Source organism: Streptomyces sp. NPDC038135 (assembly GCF_055601245.1).
Window position 1 is genome coordinate 563,578 of record NZ_JBVJXS010000005.1, and the last position, 21,765, is coordinate 585,342.

Consider the following 21,765-nt stretch of genomic DNA (forward strand, 5'->3'; position numbering starts at 1 on the left):
CGCACGGTTCAGACCGTCCAGGAGGGCTCCAGCTCCACGATGTCGCCGGTCAGGGCCGCGATGTCGGCCTCCGTCTGGGCGCGCAGAGCGAGGCGTTCCACCCGCTCGGTGCGGTACTTCCCGTGCTCGGCCGCCGACCGCCACATGGACAGGATGAGGAACTCCTGCTCGGGTGCCTCGCCGAACATGCCCCGGATCATGCCGGGCGAGCCGGCCATGGCGGGGTTCCAGACCTTCTCCTGCATGAGGGTGAAGTGCTCCACACGCTCCTCGTGGACCCGGCACAGCGCGACGCGGACCAGGTCGGAGTCGGTGAACCGGGGCTCGAAGCCGGTCTTCACGTCGAACCGGTACTCGAACAGTTTGACCTGGGAATCCTTGAACGTGCCGGACTGGGCGGCCGCCAGACGGTCGTGGGAGCGGGCCATGAACGAGTCGTAGAAGGCCCGGCTCTCCCAGAAGGCGAAGATGTGCGCCACCCCGGGCCGCTGCCGGCTCCAGCCTCCACCCTGCCCCCGAAAACCCGGCTCCCCCGGAAGCCCCGCCCATTTCCGCTGCCCGCGCTCGAAGCCGCGGCGGTCCACCACGGTGCAGCGAATCCACTTGACCAGCACCGCGCCATCGTAAGGCCACCGGGCGTGGCGCCGGTCACGCTCCGGCCGAGATCGCCCGCGCACGCTCACCGCGCGCGTGGCACGATGAACAAACGGCCCTGACTTCGGGGCAGTTGACAGGCATGGCACTTCAAGGGGGTGGCGAAGCCCGGTGGCTGGCTTCAGCAAGGGAATCCGCAAGGTCGAGGTCGCGCTCAAGTGGGACCCCAGTCCGGCGGGCCGACCGCCCACCGATCTGGACATCGTGGCCGGGCCGTTCGAGTCCGGCGACCCGTACGGGGCGCCGGCGTATCTGGTGCACTTCGACAGCCGTTCGCCGGACGGCACGATCTTCCTCAACCGGGACAGCACCGACGGCAAGGGCTTCGGCTGGGACGAGGTCATGACCATCGAGCTCGACCGGCTCGACGGCCGGTACGCGCGCGTGGTGGTCGGTGTGGTCATCCAGCAGCGGACCGGGCACAGGACCTTCTCGGACGTGCTCGGCCCGGCCATGCGCATCCGCGAGGGCTACACCGTGCTCGCCGAGGACGACTTCGCCTCGGTCCCCGAGGCCACGGCGGCCACGATCGGCGAGTTCGTGCGGGACGACTCCGGCGAGTGGACGTTCCACCCCGGAGTTCACGGCTACGACGAGGACCCGGCGTCCTTCCCCCATGTCATGGGCGGCAGGCACCGTCCCTGACACGCAGCGCACGGATGAGGGGCGCCGGCGATCGCCGGCGCCCCTCACCTCAGGAACGGCGTGTCATCAGCTGCAGCCGCTGGTCGAGCCGCAGCCCTCGCAGATGTAGCAGGAACCGGCCCGCTGCATCTTCGTACCGCAGGAGAAGCACAGCGGGGCGTCGGCCTGGATGCCCAGCTGCATCTCCACCAGCTCGGCGCTGGTGTGGGCCTGCTTCGGCGCCGGCTTGGCGACCTCGGACTCGGCCTTGGGAGTCGCGACCGCCTTCAGCTCCTGGGTGCGCGGCGCCGACTGGGCCAGGCCCTCGACGTCGACCTCGTCGTCGGCGGGCTCGTAGGAACCGGTCTCCAGGTGCCGCTGACGCTCCTCGGCGGAGTGGATGCCGAGCGCGGAGCGCGTCTCGAAGGGCAGGAAGTCCAGCGCCAGGCGGCGGAAGATGTAGTCGACGATCGACTGGGCCATCCGCACGTCCGGGTCGTCCGTCATGCCGGCCGGCTCGAAGCGCATGTTGGTGAACTTCGAGACGTACGTCTCCAGGGGAACGCCGTACTGCAGACCGACGGACACGGCGATGGAGAAGGCGTCCATCATGCCCGCGAGGGTCGAGCCCTGCTTGGACATCTTCAGGAAGACCTCACCGAGACCGTCGTCGGGGTAGGAGTTGGCGGTCATGTAGCCCTCGGCGCCGCCGACCGTGAAGGACGTGGTGATGCCGGGGCGGCCCTTGGGAAGGCGCTTGCGGACCGGGCGGTACTCGACGATCTTCTCGACCGTCTCGCGGATGGCCGCCTCGGCCTTCTCCGTGACCTCGGCCTTCTCCTTCTCCTTGGTCTTGGCGGAGAGGGGCTGGCCGACCTTGCAGTTGTCGCGGTAGATGGCGAGCGCCTTGACGCCCAGCTTCCACGCCTCGTAGTAGATCTCCTCGACCTCCTCGACGGTCGCCGTCTCCGGCATGTTGACCGTCTTGGAGATGGCGCCGGAGATCCACGGCTGGATCGCGGCCATCATGCGGACGTGGCCCATCGGGGAGATGGCGCGCTCGCCCATGGCGCAGTCGAAGACCTCGTAGTGCTCGGGCTTGAGGCCGGGGGCGTCGATCACGTTGCCGTTCTCGGCGATGTGGGCGACGATCGCCTCGATCTGCTCCTCCTGGTAGCCCAGGCGGCGCAGGGCCTGCGGGACGGTGCCGTTGACGATCTGCATGGAGCCGCCGCCGACCAGCTTCTTGAACTTCACCAGCGCGAGGTCGGGCTCGACACCGGTGGTGTCGCAGGACATCGCCAGGCCGATGGTGCCGGTGGGCGCGAGGACGGACGCCTGGGAGTTGCGGAAGCCGTTCTTCTCGCCGATGCGGACGACGTCCTGCCAGGCCTCCGTGGCGGCGGCCCAGACGGGAGTGTCGAGGTCGTCCATGCGGACGGCGCCGCCGTTGGCGTCGGCGTGCTGCTTCATGACGCGCTTGTGGGCGTCGGCGTTGCGGGCGTAGCCGTCGTACGGGCCGACGACGGCGGCCAGCTCGGCGGACCGGCGGTAGGCCGTACCGGTCATCAGCGAGGTGATGGCGCCGGCGAGGGCGCGGCCGCCGTCGGAGTCGTAGGCGTGGCCGGTGGCCATCAGCAGGGCGCCGAGGTTGGCGTAGCCGATGCCGAGCTGACGGAACGCGCGCGTGTTCTCGCCGATCTTCTGGGTCGGGAAGTCCGCGAAGCAGATCGAGATGTCCATCGCGGTGATGACCAGCTCGACGACCTTCTGGAAGCGCTCGGTCTCGAAGGACTGGTGGCCCTTGCCGTCGTCCTTGAGGAACTTCATCAGGTTCAGCGAGGCCAGGTTGCAGGACGTGTTGTCCAGGTGCATGTACTCGCTGCACGGGTTCGACGCGGTGATCCGGCCGGACTCGGGGCAGGTGTGCCAGTTGTTGATGGTGTCGTCGTACTGGATGCCCGGGTCGGCGCAGGCCCAGGCGGCCTCGGCGATCTTGCGGAAGAGCGCCTTGGCGTCGACCTCCTCGATGACCTCACCGGTCATGCGGGCGCGCAGGCCGAACTTGCCGCTCGACTCGACCGCCGTCATGAACTCGTCGTTCACACGGACCGAGTTGTTGGCGTTCTGGTACTGGACGGACGTGATGTCGTCGCCGCCCAGGTCCATGTCGAAGCCCGCGTCACGCAGGACGCGGATCTTCTCCTCCTCGCTGACCTTCGTCTGGATGAAGTCCTCGATGTCGGGGTGATCGACGTCGAGCACGACCATCTTGGCGGCGCGGCGGGTGGCGCCACCGGACTTGATGGTGCCGGCGGAGGCGTCGGCGCCGCGCATGAAGGAGACGGGGCCGGAGGCGTTGCCGCCGGAGGAGAGCAGCTCCTTGGAGGAGCGGATGCGGGAGAGGTTCAGGCCGGCGCCGGAGCCGCCCTTGAAGATCATGCCCTCTTCCTTGTACCAGTCGAGGATCGACTCCATGGAGTCGTCGACGGACAGGATGAAGCAGGCGGAGACCTGCTGGGGCTGCGGGGTGCCGACGTTGAACCAGACGGGGCTGTTGAAGCTGAAGATCTGGTGCAGGAGGGCGTAGGCCAGCTCGTGCTCGAAGATCTCGGCGTCGGCGGGCGAGGCGAAGTACTTGTAGTCCTCACCGGCCTTCCGGTACGTCTTCACGATGCGGTCGATCAGCTGCTTGAGGCTGACCTCGCGCTGCGGGGTGCCCACGGCACCGCGGAAGTACTTGCTGGTGACGATGTTGACCGCGTTCACCGACCAGAAGTCGGGGAACTCGACGCCACGCTGCTCGAAGTTGACCGAGCCGTCGCGCCAGTTGGTCATGACGACGTCACGGCGCTCCCAGGCCACCTCGTCGTACGGGTGCACGCCGGGGGTGGTGTGGATGCGCTCGATGTGCAGTCCCTTGTTACCCGCCTTGGCTCCCTTGGCTCGGGAACCTCGTGCCGGACCGCTCGCCGTCTCTGTCATGCCGCCTCCCTGTACGGGCGAAAACGCCCTGAAGTGCCCCGATGTTCCCGTGGCACGGTGTTCTGTCTGGTGTCGCGGACGCCCTCAACTGCGATCCGCGACAGGTCTTGGTCGCCGCCTCCCGAGTCGGAACCCGGGCGTCCGTCCGGGTTCCGGCGCGCCGGTCAGTCGGCGGCGTGGGCGGGCACGGGGACCTCGGTGGTCCCTCCGGGCCCGCGTTCGTCTTCCTGGCTCCCCGCTCCCGCGCCCTCGTCCTCCGCGGCGGGGCCCCGCGCCTGCCTCAGCTCCGCGATGGCGGCCTCGAAGTCGTCGAGCGAGTCGAAGGCCCGGTATACGGAGGCGAATCGCAGATAGGCGACGAGGTCGAGTTCCTGCAACGGGCCGAGTATGGCCAGCCCCACGTCGTGGGTGGTCAGCTCGGCGCTCCCGGTGGCCCGCACCGCCTCCTCGACCCGCTGGCCGAGCTGGGCGAGCGCGTCCTCGGTGACGGGCCGCCCCTGGCACGCCTTGCGCACACCGTTGATGACCTTGGTACGGCTGAACGGTTCGGTGACTCCGGACCGCTTCACCACCATGAGCGAGCACGTCTCCACGGTCGTGAAACGACGGGAGCAGTCGGGACACTGGCGGCGCCTGCGGATCGACGTGCCGTCGTCGGTCGTACGGCTGTCGACCACACGGCTGTCGGGGTGCCTGCAGAAGGGGCAGTGCATGATCTCCCAACCCTCCTCACAGCAGACTCAATGGCCCCGCCGGACCACATGGGCCCCTCGAAGCAGCCCTAAGCATAGGCGATCGCGGAGCCGTCCGAGACCCGGGGGACCACAACTTGTGGGCTGCGGTAAGCATCCAACCACTAGATGTAGGGATTGGCCCATACAGCGAGGCGATGACGCGTGTCGCGGCGCCGGAGCACGCCCCGGATACCCACTGCGGGCGTTTCCGAACACGCGGGCGCAAGGACGTATCGATCCTGCGGTTGCAGAGATACCGTGGGCGCCGCACGGAGACCGCGTAGGACTCCGGCGCAGAAGGGAGCCCGGATCCGGGTGTACCGGATTCCGGATGGCAGACTGAGGGCACAACCCGCAAGGTCGCCGATCCCGGCGGTGAAGAGTACAACGATGGGCGCTTTCGCCCGCCGGACGCCGCGTTAGCCATACACCCAAACACATGATCACGACAGGCGAATCGCACTTTTTCACTCGAACGTGTGTTTGGCGCAACCTTTCGAAAGCAACTACCGTTGTCCAGCAGGGAGACCATCGAGAGGGGCCGACGTGACCACCACCGCAGACAGTGCCACCATCACCGCCCAGGACCGCTCCATGGGCCGAGTCGAGCCGGTACATGCGATGAACGAAGCCACGAATCCCGAGGGGCACAAGCGCTCCCTTCCTGGCCGACCTCCAGGCATCCGGGCGGACAGCTCCGGACTCACCGACCGGCAGCGCCGGGTCATCGAGGTCATCAGGGATTCGGTGCAGCGGCGCGGCTACCCGCCGTCCATGCGCGAGATCGGCCAGGCCGTCGGCCTCTCCAGCACGTCCTCGGTGGCCCACCAGTTGATGGCACTGGAGCGCAAGGGCTTCCTGCGCCGCGACCCGCACCGCCCGCGCGCGTACGAGGTGCGCGGCTCCGACCAGGCCGTGACGGTGCAGCCCACCGACACCGCCGGCAAGCCGGCCGCGTCCTACGTCCCGCTGGTCGGCCGTATCGCCGCCGGTGGACCGATCCTCGCCGAGGAGTCGGTCGAGGACGTGTTCCCGCTGCCCCGCCAGCTCGTCGGCGACGGCGAGCTGTTCGTCCTGAAGGTCGTCGGTGACTCGATGATCGAGGCCGCGATCTGCGACGGCGACTGGGTCACCGTCCGCCGCCAGCCGGTCGCCGAGAACGGCGACATCGTCGCGGCGATGCTCGACGGCGAAGCCACCGTCAAGCGTTTCAAGCGCGAGGACGGCCATGTCTGGCTCCTGCCGCACAACGCGGCCTACGAACCGATCCCCGGCGACGACGCGACCATTCTGGGCAAGGTCGTCGCTGTGCTGCGGCGCGTGTGACGGCCGTGGCGGACGGGCCGGACGGCTCGTCCCCCTGACCGGGCCCCGGGACCTCTGCGCCGGTTCCGGGGCCCTGTGTTGTCCGGACTCCGCCGGGCGGCTGTGCGGCCCGGCGAGCCGACGCTGGTCCGGCCCGACGTTGGCCGGACCAGCGGTCTGATCACTGCTCCTGGGGCTGCTTCTCTTCCGCCTGCTTCGCTGCCGCGTCGATGGCCGCCAGTGATCTGCGCACCTGGTTGCGGTCCGTGGTGTACCAGAAGTCGGGCAGAGACGCCTTGAGGTAGCTGCCGTACCGCGCGGTGGCGAGCCGTTGATCCAGCACCGCGACCACGCCCCGGTCCCCCGAGGCCCGGACCAGACGGCCGGCACCCTGTGCCATGAGCAGGGCCGCATGGGTCGCGGCCACGGCCATGAAGCCGTTGCCGCCCGCGTCCTCCACCGCCTTCTGCCGGGCGCTCATCAGCGGGTCGTCGGGGCGCGGGAACGGGATCTTGTCCATGATCACCAGCTGACAGCTCGGACCCGGGACGTCGACGCCCTGCCACAGCGACAACGTGCCGAACAAGCAGGTCCGCGGGTCGGCGGCGAAGTTCTTGATCAGCTCGCCGAGCGTCTCCTCGCCCTGGAGCAGGATGGGGAACTCGGGGATCCGGGAGCGCAGCTCCTCCGCGGCGAGCTGGGCGGCACGCATGGACGAGAACAGCCCGAGGGTGCGGCCACCGGCCGCCTGGATCAGTTCGGTCAGCTCATCGAGCATGTCGGCACGCTCGCCGTCCCGCGCGGGGCGCGCGAGGTGCTTCGCGACGTACAGGATGCCCTGCTTGGGATAGTCGAAGGGCGAGCCGACGTCCACGCCTTTCCACTGCGGCAGGTCCTCGCCCTCCGTGCCCTCGGGGCCGAGCCCCAGCGAGGCTCCGACGCCGTTGAAGTCGCCGCCCAGCTTCAGCGTCGCCGAGGTGAGGACGACGCTGCGGTCCGCGAAGAGCTTCTCCCTGAGCAGCCCGGACACCGACATCGGGGCTACCCGCAGCGAGGCGCCGAAACGGTCGTGCCGCTCGTACCAGACCACGTCCCACTCGGAGCCGTTGACCACACGCTCCGCCACGTCGTGCACGGTCTCGACCGAGGCCAGCGCCTGCTTGCGGACGGCGTCCTCGTCCTGGACGGACTTGTCGCGGGTCGAGCCGAGCGCGGTGATGACCGTGCGGGCCGCGTCCCGCAGCGCCATCAGGGCGTAGCCGAGATCCTCCGGGATCTCCTCGAGGCGGCCCGGCAGAGCGAGTTCCATCAGCCGCTCGAAGCCCTCCGCGGCGGTCTGGAGCTGGTCGGCTGCCTTCTCGTTGACGAGTTTGGCCGCCCGGCGCACGGCGCGGTTGACCTGGCCGGGCGTGAGTTCGCCGGTGGCGACGCCGGTGACACGGGAGACGAGTTCGTGCGCCTCGTCCACGATCAGCACCTCGTGCTGCGGCAGCACCGGGGCGCCCTCGATGGCGTCGATGGCCAGGAGAGCGTGGTTGGTGACGACGACCTCGGCGAGCTTGGCCCGCTCGCGCGCCATCTCCGCGAAGCACTCGGCGCCGTAGGCGCACTTCGACGCGCCCAGGCACTCCCGCGAGGAGACCGACACCTGCGCCCAGGCACGGTCCGAGACGCCCGGTGTGAGGCCGTCGCGGTCGCCGGTCTCCGTCTCGTCGGCCCAGTCACGCAGGCGCAGCAGATCCTGGCCCAGCTTGCTGGTGGGCGCGGCGGCCTCGAACTGGTCGAAGAGTCCCTCTTCCTCGTCCTGCGGCATGCCCTCGTGCAGGCGGTGCAGGCACAGGTAGTTCGACCTGCCCTTGAGCATGGCGAACTCCGGCCGGCGGCGCAGCAGGGGATGCAGGGCGTCGACCGTGCGCGGCAGGTCGCGTTCCACGAGCTGGCGCTGCAGTGCGAGCGTGGCCGTGGCGACGACCACCCGCTCCCCGTGCGCGAGCGCGGGCACGAGATACCCCAGCGACTTTCCGGTGCCGGTGCCGGCCTGGACCAGCAGGTGGGATCCGTCGTCGATCGCCTCGGCGACCGCTTCGGCCATGGTCACCTGGCCGGGGCGCTCCGTGCCGCCGACGGCTGCGACAGCGGCATGCAGGAGTTCGGGGAGTGAGGGCTTCGTCATAGCCTGACCACCCTACGGCCCGGCACTGACAAACGGGCGGTCAAGGCGGGGGCGGGGGGTGGGATCACTGCCTGGGCTCCTGAGGCACGGGGGCTGCTGCGGTGGCTCGACCGGTGTTCCGAAATGTCTCGCGGCATTTCTCGCGACGCCCGGGAACCTGGCCGAGTCGCCATTCGTACTCAATGTGACGACGTCATCACCGATCGTCACGCCAGCCGATTCGGGACACGGTCCCGGATCACGAGGCCGGCCCGCTTGCCGGGCAGGTCGACCTCGGACGTGAACCGGAACCCGGCACGCAGGAAGGCGGTGAGGGAGGCGGTGTTGCGAAGATCCGGTTCGGCGACGACCCGGGCACAGGCGGGACGACGGTCCAGGACGAGATCGGCCACGGCCTTGAGCAAGGCGGAGCCAAGGCCCCTCCCGCGGTCGGCGGCCTCACCGATCAGCAGGTGGATGCCGGTGTCGTGCGGACGAGTCGGGCAGTGGCGGGCCAGCGGGTCGAGGTCCGCCCGGTAGATCTCCCAGTAGCTCATGGGGACGCCGTCCAGCACGCCCAGGCACGGCACGCTGCGGCCGTCGCCGTCGAGTTGGGCGCGAAGGTGCTCCTCGGTCCTGTCCGGGGGCCCGGCCAGTTCCCAGAAGGCGGCGACAGCGGGGTCGTTCATCCAGTGGTGAATGAGCGGGAGGTCGTCCTGCAGGCGCACGGGGACCAGTTCAAAGAGGCCCACGGGGGTGCGGGTGGGCCCCCAGCCGGACACGTTGTCGAGCAGGTCGGCGGTGGTGAAGAGGGCGACGAACTCGGCGGGCAGACGCAGATGCAGCGTGGCTTCGCCGTCCTCGGGAGTTGCGGTGTCCGCGCTGGTGTCGGTGGAGGGCATGGTGCTCCTTTCAGCAGAGGGAGATGGAGGATTCGCGGGACGCGACAGAGCAGGCCGTTTTTCGTTCAGGAGTGAAGGGGGTTGGCGATGGTGACATAGACGGACTGGGTGTCGACCGGGCCGACGAGTTCGTCCATGCCGTTCAGCCGGGTCAGCAGGTTGGCCTTGCAGCGCAGGACAGGTGAGTCGAGCAGCAGGGCGGGCAGCGGGGTCCGCAGGGCGAGGGGATCCGAGGCGGCATCGGTGAGGAAGCCACGGAACGCCGCGAGGAGCAGCCGTTCGTCGGCGAGTTGCTGGGAGCCGAAGGCGCCGATCAGCCCGAGCACGTTGTTGACGGCGAGGTAGTACCCGAAGCGTTCGTCGGTCACCTCGTCCGCTACGAAGGTGTCGCTGCGCACTCCGATGCCGGGCAGCCGCGCGTCCAGTTCGGCTCGCCGGGACTCACGGAAGTAGTAGCCCTGGTTGTCCCGGTAGCGGCCGCCGGCGGGCCAGCCGTCGCGGTCGAGCAGGACGAGCGTGTTCTGCTGATGCGCTTCGAGGGCGATGCCGGCCTCGCTGTCGAGCCAGAGCACGGGCCGGACGACCTGTTCCAGGTAGCGCAGGAACCACTCGGCGGCGACGGCTCCGACGGGGCGCCCGGTGCGTGCGGCGAGCCGAGCGACGAGTCGCGACAGACGGGACCGCAGGGCCGTCGACCCCTTCGCCGGCCACGGCTCGGTGTCCGGTTCGGGGAGCGGCCGGGGCGAGACGAGTCCGGCCAGGCAGCTCACGTCATCGGCCGGGGTGAACGGGTTGTGCCTGATCATGACGTCGAGGCCGGGAAGGGGCCGCCCGTCCGGGTCGTCGACGGCGAGCCAGGCGGGGTCGCGGACGATGTCGAATGCGGGGTGGGCGGCGCGCCACTGACGGGCGAGGCCGCCGCGCAGCAAGCGGTGCACCTCGACTCCCCGGTTGAGTTCCTTGCGCAGGTTCTCGCGTCGGGAGTTGGTGATGCGCAGGCCCAGCGACAGTTTCAGCATCGCGGGGGCTTCGGATCGATGGACGGTTCGTACGGAGGAGGTGGGATGCCAGGGTGAGCCGAGCGGGCCGAGGTCGCGGAGGGCTCCGGAGTCGAGCAGGGCGGCGATCGCCTCGCGGTGCCTGAGCTCCCTGGCCTGCCAGGGGTGCAGCGGCAGCGCGGCGAATCCGTCGGGCAGGGGAAGGGGGGCTCCGGCGAGCCGCTGGGTGAGCCGGTCAGCGGGGACAGTACGTCCGCGCTCCGTCCAGGCCGAGTCGGCCGCCAGTAGAGAGGGGGCCACGGCCCACCAGTACAGCGGGAACGAGCCGCGCGACTCCGGTGAGTACAGCGGGCCTTCTGCCTCGGTCAGCCCTTCCCGGCTCTTCGGGGCCGGGTGCAGGGGGTGTCCGAGGAGGAGGGACTGCTCGGCGCTGAGGAAGAGATCGGGGCCGTCGTCCGGGTGTGCGCGCCGGTCGCTGATGAACGTCGCGATGCGACGCAGCGAGTCGGCCACCCTGGCGACCAGGTCGCCGCCGTCACCGGCGGCCCCTGGCTGCTCCGGGCCACTGGGGGTGCCTTGGTTTCCTTGGACGTTCCGGATGCTGTGGATGCCGTCGGGTGTCTCCCTCGCCAGGAGTGCCGCGAGGGTGATCGCGTCGACGGGCGGAGCCGTCTCGGCGCCGGCGAGGTGGACCGGCCCGAAGCGGTGCCAGCCCGCCGGGGACCAGTACCGGACCTGGACGATCAACGCGGTCCCGCTGCGGAGGAGCGGGATGCGAAGAATGCCGGTGGCTGGGGCGGCGACGCCTGTCTCCCGTACCCAGCAGCGCAGGAGGTTCTCCACGGCGGCGGCCTGGGCGACATTGCCGGGATCGGGATCCTCCAGCGGGTCGGCTCCGGGTGCCACCGCGCTCGTGCTGTCCGGCGCTCGTCGCTTCTGCTGGGGGAACGACTCGGCGAGCGGCACATGGGAGGGCTGGGTCCCGGAGTCGCCCTGTTCGTCGGGGCTGCCGGAACGGCCGTCGGGTGCGGGAGTGGCGTTCAAGACGGCTCCTCGGAGGGTTGGGCTGGAGTAAGCAGGCGAGGGGGTGAAAGTGGTCGCGGCGTGTCTGAGCGGTGGTGCCGTTGTGCGGTCGTCGCGGGCCGGGGTGGCCGGGGGTGGCAGCCACCTCGGGCGCGTCGTACGCGGGCAACGGAGGTCCGGAGGGGAGGAAGGGGATGGGGTGTGGGTGGCTTCTCGGGCCCCCCTGGCGGAGCCGTCGTTCCCGCGGGCCGCTAGCCGTTGCCAGGGTCGGGGTCGGCGTGGTGGCGGTGTCTGCGGCCGTGGTTCTGATGCCGGCGGGCCGCCGCTGCCACCGCGTCGGCCAGGCGGTCCATGACGGCTGCCGCCTGCTCGTCGGAGATGGTCAGCGGTGGAAGGAGCCGTACGACGCCGGCGTGGCGTCCGCCGAGTTCCACGATGAGTCCCCGGTCGAGGCACTCCCGTTGGACGGCCGCCGCGAGTTCGGGGGCGGCGCGGTGCGGGGTGCGGGTGGGCCGGAGGCCTTCGACGCCGGTCCGGTGGTCGCCGGTGAAGGTGGCCTCGTCCGGTCCGGTCGCCTCGCTGTCCGGGTCCACCATCTCGATGCCGATCATCAGCCCGCGGCCCCGGACGTCACCCACGCACGGAAACGCGTCTTGAAGCCGGCTGAGTTGGGACAGCATCCGCGAGCCGAGGGCGGCGGCCCGCTCGGCGAGTGCGTTCTCCCGTACGTAGGCCAGGGTGGCGGTGCCCGCTGCCATGGCCAGTTGGTTGCCGCGGAAGGTGCCCGCGTGGGCGCCGGGCTGCCAGGCGTCGAGGTCGTCGCGGTAGACGACCACGGCCAGCGGGAGGCTGCCGCCGATGGCCTTGGACAGGACCATGACGTCGGGCGTGACACCGCTGTGCTCCACGGCCCAGAATGCGCCCGTGCGGCCTACGCCGGTCTGGATCTCGTCGGCGATCAGCGGGATGGACCGGTCGGCGGTGATCTGCCGCATGCGGCGCAGCCAGTCGTCCGGCGCCGGGATCACGCCGCCCTCGCCCTGGACGGGTTCGACGATCATCCCCGCGGGGAGGGGTACGCCGGACTTCGGGTCGTCGAGGAGGGACTCGGCCCAGCGGGCGGCGAGTTCTGCCCCGCGCGGGCCGCCGACGCCGAAGGGGCAGCGGTAGTCCTGCGGGTACGGCAGCCGTGCGACGCGTACGTCGGGGGCCCCGCCGGAGGCGGCCATGGCCCCGGCCGTCATGCCGTGGTAGGCGCCGGTGAAGGCGAGCATGCCGGTGCGTCCGGTCGCGGTGCGGACCAGTTTGAGGGCCGCTTCGACGGCGTCGGTACCGGCCGGGCCGCAGAACTGCACCCGGGCGCGATCGGCGAGCCCCGGCGGCAGGGTACGGAACAGCTCGGTGATGAAGGCGTCCTTCACCGGTGTGGCGAGGTCGAGGACGGAGAGCGGTGCGCCGGAGTCGAGGACCCGGCGGATGGCCTCCAGGACGACCGGGTGGTTGTGGCCGAGGGCCAGGGTTCCGGCTCCGGAGAGGCAGTCCAGGTAGCGGCGGCCGTCGGCGCCCTCGATGGTCAGCCCCCGCGCCCGCACGGGCACGATGGGCAGGGCTCGCGCGTAGGTGCGTGCCGCGGACTCACGCGCCGACTGGCGCCTGAGGATCCCCTCGTGCACCGCGCTCTTCTCCCCGTACGCACCTTCAGCCACCGACTCGGTCACGGCCACGACTCGCTGTCCTCCCCGCTGTCCAGAGGCGAGTTGATCCGCGGGGACCGGGCACAGGCAGCCGACCCCCCACCCCTACAACCGCGTACCGGCCCACGGGTTACGGGTTGCCCGGCGATCCCTGTGATCTCCGGACGGCCCCTGAGATCTCGGGACGGCGGCCGAACCGCCCGTGGCTCCAGCCCTCGCGACGCCGCGCCGGGGCGCTCCCGCGGTCCTGCCCGGCGCCTGATCGCCCCCAGCGCCCCACTCGCTCGCCGCTCACGGGGCCGCGGCTCGTGTGCGTCCAGGTCAGACCGCTTGTGGCCGAACCGTTGCCGGACCGTCGGAACTCCCCCACAGCGAGCGCATAGTGTGTGAGGCCGTTCCCGGCGGACCGGTGGACCGGCGTCAACTCCCCATGAGTGCGGTGCCGGTGCCGGGGCCGAAGCGCCGAGTACCTTCACATCAGGGGGAGTCAACAGCATGCGATCCATACGGCCGTCGTTCACCGTTCGCCGAGGGAGGGGCGCGCCGCGCAGGACCTCCCCCGTGCTGGCGACGGTCGCCCTCGTCTCGGCGCTGGCGCTGACCGCCACGGCCTGCAACGGCGACGGCAACGACAACGCCGATGACAGGCCGACCGCCGTCGCGACCCAGAGCGGCACCGGCGACGGCAAGATCAAGATCCCGGACGACATCCGTCAGAAGCTCAAGGAGCACGGGATCGACGTCGACAAGTGGAAGGGCGGCGCCTGGAAGAACTGGAACCGGGACGACTGGCTGCGCGAGGCCAACGACTTCATCAATCCCATCATCAAGGGCCTGTGGGACCCGGACCGGATGCGGGACGCCGACGACCCAGCCAAGCGCGTCGACGACAACGACCTCTCCGGTGACCAGGGCGTGACGGACCCGACCCCGGCGCCGGTGACGGCACAGGCGGTCCGGCCGCCCTACCACACCAGCGCGGCCGCTTCGGGCAAGGTCTTCTTCGACTCCCCCGAGGGCACGATGGTCTGCTCGGCGACGGTCGTGCAGGACCCGGCGCACCCGGGCAAGTCGAACCTCATCTGGACGGCCGGCCACTGTGTGCACGCCGGCAAGAGCGGCGGCTGGTACCGCAACATCGCCTTCGTGCCGTCGTACAACAACCAGGGCAGGTCGAACGCCCAGCTGCAGAACGCGAGCCGGGCCGAGGTCGCGCCGTACGGCGTCTGGTGGGCCGACGCGGCGAAGACCTCGCAGCAGTGGATCGACCAGGGCGGCCGCACCGGCGGCAACGGCGCCTCGTACGACTTCGCGGTCATTCATGTGACGCCGGAGCAGGGCAGCACGGGCAAGTCGCTGGAGGAGACGGTCGGCGGAGCGCTTCCGGTGAACTTCGGCGCCCCGGCCGTGCCGAAGGTGCAGAGCATCACGGCGACGGGCTACCCCGCCGCGGCTCCCTACGACGGCCAGCTCGCCTACCAGTGCCAGGACAAGCCGGGCCGGCTGTCCCTCGCCAAGTCGGACCCGACGATGTACCGCATCGGCTGCACGATGACCGGCGGCTCCTCCGGCGGCGGCTGGGTGGAGACCGGCTCGGACGGCAAGCCGGCCCTGGTGTCGAACACCTCGATCGGCCCGGTGCGCGCGGGCTGGCTGGCCGGTCCCCGTCTGGGTGACGTGGCCAAGGGCGTGTACGACTCGGTCAGCCGGAAGTTCGCCGGCCGGTGAGATCCACCGCTCCCCACCGGTCCGGACGGACCTGAGCCGCGCGTACGGCGGACGGTGACGAGTCCGGTGTGAGCCCATGACGAGAGGCCCGCCACCCGTAACGGGTGGTGGGCCTCTCGTCGATGCCGTGTCGTCCTGGCGTCAGGCCGCGGGCGCCGGCGTGTAGGGCGCCAGGTCCGCGGCCAGCTCCTCGTGCACCCGGACCTTGAGCAGGGTGCCCTCCGCGGTGTGCTCCTCGGAGAGCACCTCGCCCTCGGTGTGGGCGCGGGCGACGAGCTTGCCGTGGGTGTACGGGACGAGTGCCTCGACCTCGACCGAGGGGCGGGGCAGCTCGTTGTCGATCAGGGCGAGCAGTTCCTCGATGCCCTGGCCGGTGCGGGCCGAGACGGCGATGGAGCGCTTCTCCACCCGCAGCAGCCGCTGGAGCACCAGCGGGTCGGCCGCGTCCGCCTTGTTGATCACGACGATCTCGGGCACGTCGGTGGCGCCGACGTCCCGGATCACCTCGCGCACGGCGGCCAGCTGCTCCTCCGGGACCGGGTGCGAGCCGTCCACCACGTGCAGGATCAGGTCGGAGTCGCCGACCTCCTCCATGGTGGAGCGGAACGCCTCGACCAGGTGGTGCGGCAGGTGTCGCACGAAGCCGACGGTGTCGGCCAGCGTGTACAGCCGCCCGCTGGGGGTCTCGGCCCGGCGCACGGTCGGGTCGAGGGTCGCGAACAGCGCGTTCTCGACCAGGACGCCCGCGCCCGTCAGGCGGTTGAGCAGGGAGGACTTTCCGGCGTTGGTGTAGCCCGCGATGGCGACGGACGGCACCTTGTTGCGCCGGCGCTCCTGGCGCTTGATCTCGCGGCCGGTCTTCATGTCCGCGATCTCCCGGCGCATCTTCGCCATCTTCTCGCGGATCCGGCGCCGGTCCGTTTCGATCTTGGTCTCACCGGGACCACGGGTGGCCAGGCCGCCGCGACCGCCACCCATCTGGCGGGACAGCGACTGACCCCAGCCTCGCAGCCTGGGGAGCATGTACTGCATCTGCGCCAGGGCGACCTGCGCCTTGCCCTCTCGGGACTTGGCGTGCTGCGCGAAGATGTCGAGGATCAGGGCCGTACGGTCGATGACCTTGACCTTGACGACGTCCTCGAGCTGGATGAGCTGGCCGGGGCTCAGCTCACCGTCGCAGATGACGGTGTCCGCGCCCGTATCGATGACGATGTCACGCAGTTCCAGGGCCTTGCCGGAGCCGATGTAGGTGGCCGCGTCGGGCTTGTCCCGGCGCTGGATGACGCCGTCGAGCACGAGCGCGCCGGCGGTCTCCGCGAGGGCGGCCAGCTCCGCGAGGGAGTTGTCCGCGTCCTGGATGGTGCCGGTGGTCCACACCCCGACGAGCACGACCCGCTCCAGACGGAGCTGTCGGTACTCGACCTCGGTGACGTCCTCCAGCTCGGTGGAGAGGCCCGCGACGCGGCGCAGTGCCGCGCGCTCGGAGCGGTCGAACTGGTCGCCGTCCCGCTCGCCGTCGATCTCGTGGCTCCAGGCGACGTCCTCTTCCATCAGGGCATCGGCCCGAAGACCTTCGGGATAGTCGTGCGCGAGGCGCTTGGTGTCCTGGGAAGGGGAAGAAGAGGAGGTCATTGGATCCTTACGTCGGTGGAAATGCCGAGTCGGCGTTCATCAGGGACAACGCACGGGTACCCCGGGAGATTCCCGTGTCCCGTGCCGCGCCGACCCGAAGATGTTCGCACGGCGCGGCAGGGCTCGTCACCGTCTTATTCCCGGCCCCCGCCCTTCTTACCGCGCTTGTCCCGCTTGGGTTCCTTGGCGGACTTGCCGCTCTTCCAGTCCGGGTGTCCGGGCATCGGCGGGGTCTTCTCGCCGTACAACCAGGGCTGGAAGAAACCGGTCAGGTCGCGGCCGGCGATCGCCGAGGCCTGGCGGACGAAGTCGGCGGTGGTGGCGGTCGAGTCGCGGTGGTCCCGGACCCAGGCCCGCTCCAGGCGGTCGAAGGCCCGCGTGCCGATCTCCTGGCGCAGGGCGTAGAGCACCAGCGCCGCGCCGTCGTAGATGTTCGGCCGGAAGATGCTGATCTTCTGGCCGGGCGCGGGGGCCTTGGGCCGGGCCGGGGGGCCGCCGTCGGCCCGCCAGCGGTCGGATGCGCCGTAGGCGGCCTTCATGCGGTCCTCTATGGACCGCTTCGACTTCTCCTGCGCGTAGAGGGACTCGTACCAGGTGGCGTGCCCCTCGTTCAGCCACACGTCGGACCAGGTGCGGGGGCTGACGCTGTCGCCGAACCACTGGTGGCTCAGCTCGTGCACCATGATCGAGTCGACGTACCAGGCCGGGTAGGCGGGTTTCGTGAAGAGGTCCTTCTCGAAGAGCGAGAGGGTCTGCGTCTCGAGTTCGAAGCCGGTGGAGGCCTGCGCCATGAGCAGCCCGTACGTCTCGAACGGGTAGGAGCCGACCTTGCTCTCCAGCCATGCGATCTGGCCGGGCGTCTTCGCGAGCCAGGGTTCGAGGGCCTTGCGGTCGGCGCTGGGTACGACGTCGCGGACCGGCAGCCCGTGCGGTCCCTTGCGGCGCACCACTGCGGAGCGGCCGATCGACACCTGGGCGAGCTCGGTGGCCATGGGGTGCTGGGTGCGGTAGGTCCAGGTGGTGGCCCGGCCGACGCGCTCGGTGCCGGTGGGCAGGCCGTTCGCCACGACGGTGTAGTCGTTCGGGGCGGTGACCCGGACGGTGAACATCGCCTTGTCCGACGGGTGGTCGTTGCACGGGAAGACCAGGTGGGCGGCGTCGGCCTGGTTGGCCATCGCCAGGCCGTCGGTGGTGCGCACCCAGCCGCCGTCCTGGCCCTTGGCGCTGACGGGGTCGCTGGTGTGCTTCACGGTGATCCGGGTCCAGCTTCCCCGGGGCAGCCGGTGGTCGGGCGTGACCACCAGGTCCTCGCCCGCGCCGGCGAAGGCCGCGGGGCGGCCATCCACCTCGACGGACTCGACGGTGCCGTGCGCGAAGTCGAGGTTGAGCCGGTCGAGGCCGGTGGTCGTCCACGCGTCGATGGTCGTGACGGCCCGCAGCGGCTTGTCGTTCTTCCCGGAATAGGTGAAGGACAGGTCGTACGACGCCACGTCGTATCCCGGGTTGCCCAGGGTCGGGAAGAGCCGGTCGCCGACGCCCAGGGGCTCGGCCGGGGCGGCGGCGGCGAGCAGGCAGACGGAGACGGCGGAGGCGAGCAGGGCGGCCTTCCGGCGGCGGAAGGGGCGGGTGTTCCGGCCCCAGCGGAGGGTGAGCGGCATGGACCACCGCTACCAGCGCGCGCGTGCGGCACGACGGCGACGCGCGCCGGGCCCACCCGATCGGGTTCGTCCGCAGAGCCTTCTTCAGGAACCCGGTCGGCGGCGTCCCCTCAGGAGGCGGGCGCCTGGTGCTGGGCCCGGGCCACGTCGAACACCCCTGGTACGTCGCGCATCGCCCGCATGAGGGTCGGGAGGCGGGCCGCGTCCGGGAGCTGAAGTGTGTAGGTGTGCCGGACGCGCTGCTGGCTCGGGGGTTCCACGGTCGCGGAGACGATGTCGACGCCGGCCAGGGCGATCGCCTCGGTCAGGTCGGCCAGCAGATGCGGGCGGCCGAACGATTCGGCGACCAGGGTGACCCGGCACTCGGCGGTGTCCCCCCAGCGCACGTCGATCTCGGTGCGCCCCCGGTTCTTCATCTCCGCCACCGCGGCGCACTCCACGCGGTGCACGGTCACCACTCCCCCGCGCACCGCGAAGCCGGTGATCCCGTCGGGCGGCACGGGCGTACAGCAACCCGCGAGACGGACGGTGGCACCGGGCCGGTCCAGGAGCACGTCGGCGCCGCGTGGGCCGGTGGCGCCGGTGCTCCCGGCCTCGGCGGGCCGGGGGGCGGCCTCGCCGGCCGCGCTCCCGGCGGCACGTTCCTCCTCTGCCCGCGCTTCGGCCTGCGCCTCGCCGCTGCCGCCCGGGTGCGCGGCCAGCCACCGCTGGATGGCGATCCGCGCCGCGGCGGTGTGGGCGTGCTCCAGCCATTCGCGGGAGGGCTCGGAGGCCGGGTCCTGGCCCATGAGGAGCTGGACCGTGTCGCCGTCCCGCAGCACGGTGCTGAGAGTGGCCAGGCGGCCGTTGACGCGGGCGCCGATGCAGGCGTGGGCGTCCTCGCCGTACTGGGCGTAGGCGGCGTCCACGCAGCTTGCGCCCTCGGGCAGACCGAGGGCGCCGCCGTCGGGCCGGTACACGGTGATCTCGCGGTCCTGGGCGAGGTCCTCGCGCAGGGTGGACCAGAAGGTGTCGGGGTCGGGCGCGGCCTCCTGCCAGTCGAGGAGGCGGGAGAGCCAGCCGGGGCGGGTGGGGTCGGCGCGCTCGCCGTCGGCGGGGTCGTCGGCCCCGGGGGCGTAGGGGTTGCCGAGCGCGACGACGCCGGCCTCGGCGACCCGGTGCATCTGGTGGGTGCGGATGAGAACCTCGACGACCTGGCCGTCGGGGCGGGCGACGGCGGTGTGCAGCGACTGGTAGAGGTTGAACTTGGGTACGGCGATGAAGTCCTTGAACTCGGAGACGACCGGTGTCATGCACGTGTGCAGCTCGCCCAGGACGCCATAGCAGTCCGCGTCCTCCGCCACGAGCACCAGCAGCCGTCCGAAGTCGGCGCCGCGCAACTGCCCCCGTTTGCGGGCCACCCGGTGGACGGAGACGAAGTGCCGGGGGCGGATGAGGACTTCGGCGGCGATGTCGGCGTCGCGCAGCACCGCGCGTACCGACTCGGCTGTCTCCGCGAGGATGTCGTCGGGGTGGGCCGCGTTCCCGGCGATCAGCTCCCGGGTGTGCTCGTACTCCTCGGGGTGGAGGATGGCGAAGACCAGGTCCTCCAGTTCGGTCTTCAGCGCCTGCACGCCGAGGCGTTCGGCGAGCGGGATGAGGACGTCCCGGGTGACCTTGGCGATCCGCGCCTGTTTCTCGGGGCGCATCACGCCGAGGGTGCGCATGTTGTGCAGGCGGTCGGCGAGTTTGATCGACATCACCCGCACGTCGCTGCCCGTGGCGACGAGCATCTTGCGGAAGGTCTCGGGCTCGGCGGCGGCCCCGTAGTCGACCTTCTCCAGTTTGGTGACGCCGTCGACGAGATAGCGCACTTCCTCGCCGAACTCTTCCCGCACCTGGTCCAGCGTCACGTCGGTGTCCTCGACGGTGTCGTGGAGCAGGGAAGCCGTCAAGGTCGTCGTCTCGGCGCCGAGTTCGGCGAGGATCAGGGTCACGGCCAGGGGGTGCGTGATGTACGGCTCGCCGCTCTTGCGCATCTGGCCGCGGTGCGAGGACTCGGCCAGGACGTAGGCGCGGCGCAGTGGTTCGAGGTCCGCGTCGGGGTGGTGGGCGCGGTGCGCGTCGACGACGTGGCTGATGGCGTCGGGCAGCTTGTCGCGCGCGGCGGGGCCGAGCAGCGCGGCCCGGCCGAGCCGGCGCAGGTCGATCCGGGCCCGGGACTTCCGGCGGACCGCGGCGGGCGCCGCCGCGGGCGCGGCCGGGCCGGGGTTCGCAGGGTTCGTGGCCTCCGCACTCATGGGCACCTCCGGCTCGTGGACCGGCGGACGGAGCCCGGGGCGTGCGCGGCTCAGGGATGGCGACGTTCCCCCGTCCGTGCCGGTGCTTGATGCTACCGAGCCCATCACGTGCGGCTGACCGCCTCTCGCCGAGCGTGAAACGGATCACCCAATCGAGCGACGGCGTGGAGGTTTAGAGTATGCGCCACCTGCACTGGGCTCGGCCGGGGTTTCGAACGGCGCCCCGCCGCCGGAAGTCGCTGGTCCGGCGCGCGGGAGCCATCACGGCAGTGGTCTCACCAGGTCAGCGAAGCGCGCTTTCCAGCCACTCGGCGTCGATCTCGCCCTCGGCGACGATCACGGCGGGTCCGGTCATCTCGATCTCGCCGTCGGGCCGCTCGGTGATGACCAGACGGCCGCCGGGCACGTCCACGGTGTACGTCGCCGGGGCTCCGGTGCGGGCGGGGTCGGCGCCGTCACGGCGGGCGGCGGCGACGGCGACGGCACACGCGCCGGTGCCGCACGAGCGGGTCTCGCCGGAGCCGCGCTCGTGCACCCGCATCGCCACGTGCCGCGGGCCGCGGTCGACGACGAACTCGACGTTGACGCCCTCCGGGTAGGCGGTGGCGGGGGCGAACGGCGGCGGGGAGAGCAGGTCACCGGCGTGCCCGAGGTCGTCCACGAAGGCGACGGCGTGCGGGTTGCCCATGTTCACGTTGCGCGCGGGCCAGGTGCGCTCGCCCACGCTCACCGTGACCTCTCCGTCGGGCAGGCGTGCGCTGCCCATACCGACGGTGACGTCTCCGTCCTTAGCGATGTGGACGCTCTTCACGCCCGCGCGCGTGGCGATCGCGATGTCACCTTCGGCCACATGGCCGGCGTGCTGGAGGTAGCGGGCGAACACACGGGTGCCGTTGCCGCACATCTCCGCGATCGAGCCGTCGCCGTTGCGGTAGTCCATGAACCACTCCGCCTCGGCGGCCATGCCGCGGGCCTCCGGGTGCGCGGCGGACCGCACGACGTGCAGCACCCCGTCGCCGCCGATGCCGGCCCGGCGGTCGCACAGGGCGGCGACCTCGGCCGGGGTCAGGTCGAGGGTGTTCTCCGGGTCCGGGAGGATCACGAAGTCGTTCTCGGTGCCGTGGCCCTTGAGGAAGGCGATCCGCGTGCTCATTCCTCGATCGTACGGGGTCGGTACGACAACGGCGGCGCCGCCCGGGAGGCGGGCGGGGCTAGGTCGTGTCCGCAAAGTCGCGTCTGCGTCACGACACCCGGCACGCACTCTCGCCGCACCGGCCGAAAGCCCGAGTACACCCAGTACGAGGGCGTCCGGCCGGCACTCCCCCAGCCTTCGGCCGGGGGGACCCCCAGAGCACGCACCGGACGCCGCGACGCCCGCCCTGCGGGCGAACGACGCG

General features: G+C 71.0%; 13 protein-coding genes and 1 pseudogene. 3 read left to right on the forward strand and 11 right to left on the reverse strand.

The features are described 5' to 3' along the window. Window positions 1-8: 8 nt before the first annotated feature. Window positions 9-614, reverse strand: coding sequence for a YdbC family protein (locus ACZ7JA_RS17220; RefSeq protein ID WP_351669608.1), 606 nt, complete (start codon window positions 612-614; stop codon window positions 9-11). Between the two features lie 124 nt (window positions 615-738). On the opposite strand from ACZ7JA_RS17220, the pseudogene ACZ7JA_RS17225 reads away from it, so the two are divergent. Further along, a pseudogene (locus ACZ7JA_RS17225) lies at window positions 739-1,299 on the forward strand (TerD family protein); the annotation flags it as partial. Between the two features lie 66 nt (window positions 1,300-1,365). Here the strand turns inward: ACZ7JA_RS17225 and ACZ7JA_RS17230 are convergent. Together ACZ7JA_RS17230 and nrdR are read right to left on the reverse strand one after the other, a co-directional pair. Beyond that, a complete protein-coding gene (locus tag ACZ7JA_RS17230) occupies window positions 1,366-4,263 on the reverse strand; it encodes a vitamin B12-dependent ribonucleotide reductase (RefSeq protein ID WP_351669610.1) in 2,898 nt (965 codons plus the stop codon). 164 nt (window positions 4,264-4,427) lie between these two features. Continuing rightward, a complete protein-coding gene (gene nrdR, locus ACZ7JA_RS17235) occupies window positions 4,428-4,976 on the reverse strand; it encodes a transcriptional regulator NrdR (protein ID WP_389305853.1) in 549 nt (182 codons plus the stop codon). Between the two features lie 567 nt (window positions 4,977-5,543). Between nrdR and lexA the strand changes: the two genes are divergently transcribed. Continuing rightward, window positions 5,544-6,323 carry a transcriptional repressor LexA gene (lexA, locus tag ACZ7JA_RS17240; protein ID WP_014675455.1) on the forward strand — a complete coding sequence of 260 codons (780 nt, stop codon included), beginning with the start codon at window positions 5,544-5,546 and terminating at the stop codon, window positions 6,321-6,323. Between the two features lie 160 nt (window positions 6,324-6,483). Here the strand turns inward: lexA and ACZ7JA_RS17245 are convergent, their stop codons facing one another. The 4 genes from ACZ7JA_RS17245 to ACZ7JA_RS17260 all read right to left on the reverse strand — a co-directional run bounded on the left by ACZ7JA_RS17245 (window position 6,484) and on the right by ACZ7JA_RS17260 (window position 13,101). Continuing rightward, complete coding sequence (locus ACZ7JA_RS17245; protein ID WP_389305855.1) at window positions 6,484-8,475, reverse strand: ATP-dependent DNA helicase; 1,992 nt, start codon at window positions 8,473-8,475, stop codon at window positions 6,484-6,486. Between the two features lie 206 nt (window positions 8,476-8,681). Next, on the reverse strand, window positions 8,682-9,356 hold the full coding sequence (locus ACZ7JA_RS17250; RefSeq protein WP_450742916.1) for a GNAT family N-acetyltransferase: 675 nt from the start codon (window positions 9,354-9,356) through the stop codon (window positions 8,682-8,684). 65 nt (window positions 9,357-9,421) lie between these two features. Further along, window positions 9,422-11,398, reverse strand: coding sequence for an IucA/IucC family protein (locus ACZ7JA_RS17255; RefSeq protein ID WP_470808947.1), 1,977 nt, complete (start codon window positions 11,396-11,398; stop codon window positions 9,422-9,424). 230 nt (window positions 11,399-11,628) lie between these two features. Next, window positions 11,629-13,101, reverse strand: a complete 1,473-nt coding sequence (locus ACZ7JA_RS17260) for a diaminobutyrate--2-oxoglutarate transaminase family protein (protein ID WP_389305861.1) — start codon at window positions 13,099-13,101, stop codon at window positions 11,629-11,631. A 465-nt stretch (window positions 13,102-13,566) separates the two neighbouring features. On the opposite strand from ACZ7JA_RS17260, the gene ACZ7JA_RS17265 reads away from it, so the two are divergent. Continuing rightward, window positions 13,567-14,799: a trypsin-like serine peptidase gene (locus tag ACZ7JA_RS17265; protein ID WP_351669623.1), complete on the forward strand. Its 1,233-nt coding sequence runs from the start codon at window positions 13,567-13,569 to the stop codon at window positions 14,797-14,799. A 141-nt stretch (window positions 14,800-14,940) separates the two neighbouring features. On the opposite strand, the gene hflX is transcribed toward ACZ7JA_RS17265, so the two are convergent. The 4 genes from hflX to dapF all read right to left on the reverse strand — a co-directional run bounded on the left by hflX (window position 14,941) and on the right by dapF (window position 21,521). Further along, entirely contained in the window at window positions 14,941-16,431 is a 1,491-nt protein-coding gene (hflX, locus tag ACZ7JA_RS17270) for a GTPase HflX (protein ID WP_351669625.1), read from the reverse strand. A 134-nt stretch (window positions 16,432-16,565) separates the two neighbouring features. Next, window positions 16,566-18,089 (reverse strand): M1 family metallopeptidase, encoded by a 1,524-nt coding sequence (locus tag ACZ7JA_RS17275; protein WP_470808950.1) that lies wholly within the window; start codon window positions 18,087-18,089, stop codon window positions 16,566-16,568. Between the two features lie 110 nt (window positions 18,090-18,199). Further along, window positions 18,200-20,368 carry a RelA/SpoT family protein gene (locus ACZ7JA_RS17280; RefSeq protein ID WP_351669629.1) on the reverse strand — a complete coding sequence of 723 codons (2,169 nt, stop codon included), beginning with the start codon at window positions 20,366-20,368 and terminating at the stop codon, window positions 18,200-18,202. A gap of 283 nt (window positions 20,369-20,651) precedes the next feature. Beyond that, window positions 20,652-21,521, reverse strand: coding sequence for a diaminopimelate epimerase (gene dapF / locus ACZ7JA_RS17285; protein WP_351669631.1), 870 nt, complete (start codon window positions 21,519-21,521; stop codon window positions 20,652-20,654). Window positions 21,522-21,765 lie beyond the last annotated feature (244 nt).

Excerpts from the sequence above, each read along its gene's own strand:
- ACZ7JA_RS17245 (WP_389305855.1), bottom strand. The coding sequence starts at position 8,475 with ATGACGAAGCCCTCACTCCCCGAACTCCTGCATGCCGCTGTCGCAGCC.
- ACZ7JA_RS17280 (WP_351669629.1), bottom strand. The coding sequence starts at position 20,368 with ATGAGTGCGGAGGCCACGAACCCTGCGAACCCCGGCCCGGCCGCGCCC.
- ACZ7JA_RS17275 (WP_470808950.1), bottom strand. The coding sequence starts at position 18,089 with ATGCCGCTCACCCTCCGCTGGGGCCGGAACACCCGCCCCTTCCGCCGC.
- ACZ7JA_RS17250 (WP_450742916.1), bottom strand. The coding sequence starts at position 9,356 with ATGCCCTCCACCGACACCAGCGCGGACACCGCAACTCCCGAGGACGGC.
- nrdR (WP_389305853.1), bottom strand. The coding sequence starts at position 4,976 with ATGCACTGCCCCTTCTGCAGGCACCCCGACAGCCGTGTGGTCGACAGC.
- dapF (WP_351669631.1), bottom strand. The coding sequence starts at position 21,521 with ATGAGCACGCGGATCGCCTTCCTCAAGGGCCACGGCACCGAGAACGAC.
- ACZ7JA_RS17230 (WP_351669610.1), bottom strand. The coding sequence starts at position 4,263 with ATGACAGAGACGGCGAGCGGTCCGGCACGAGGTTCCCGAGCCAAGGGA.
- hflX (WP_351669625.1), bottom strand. The coding sequence starts at position 16,431 with ATGACCTCCTCTTCTTCCCCTTCCCAGGACACCAAGCGCCTCGCGCAC.
- ACZ7JA_RS17265 (WP_351669623.1), top strand. The coding sequence starts at position 13,567 with ATGCGATCCATACGGCCGTCGTTCACCGTTCGCCGAGGGAGGGGCGCG.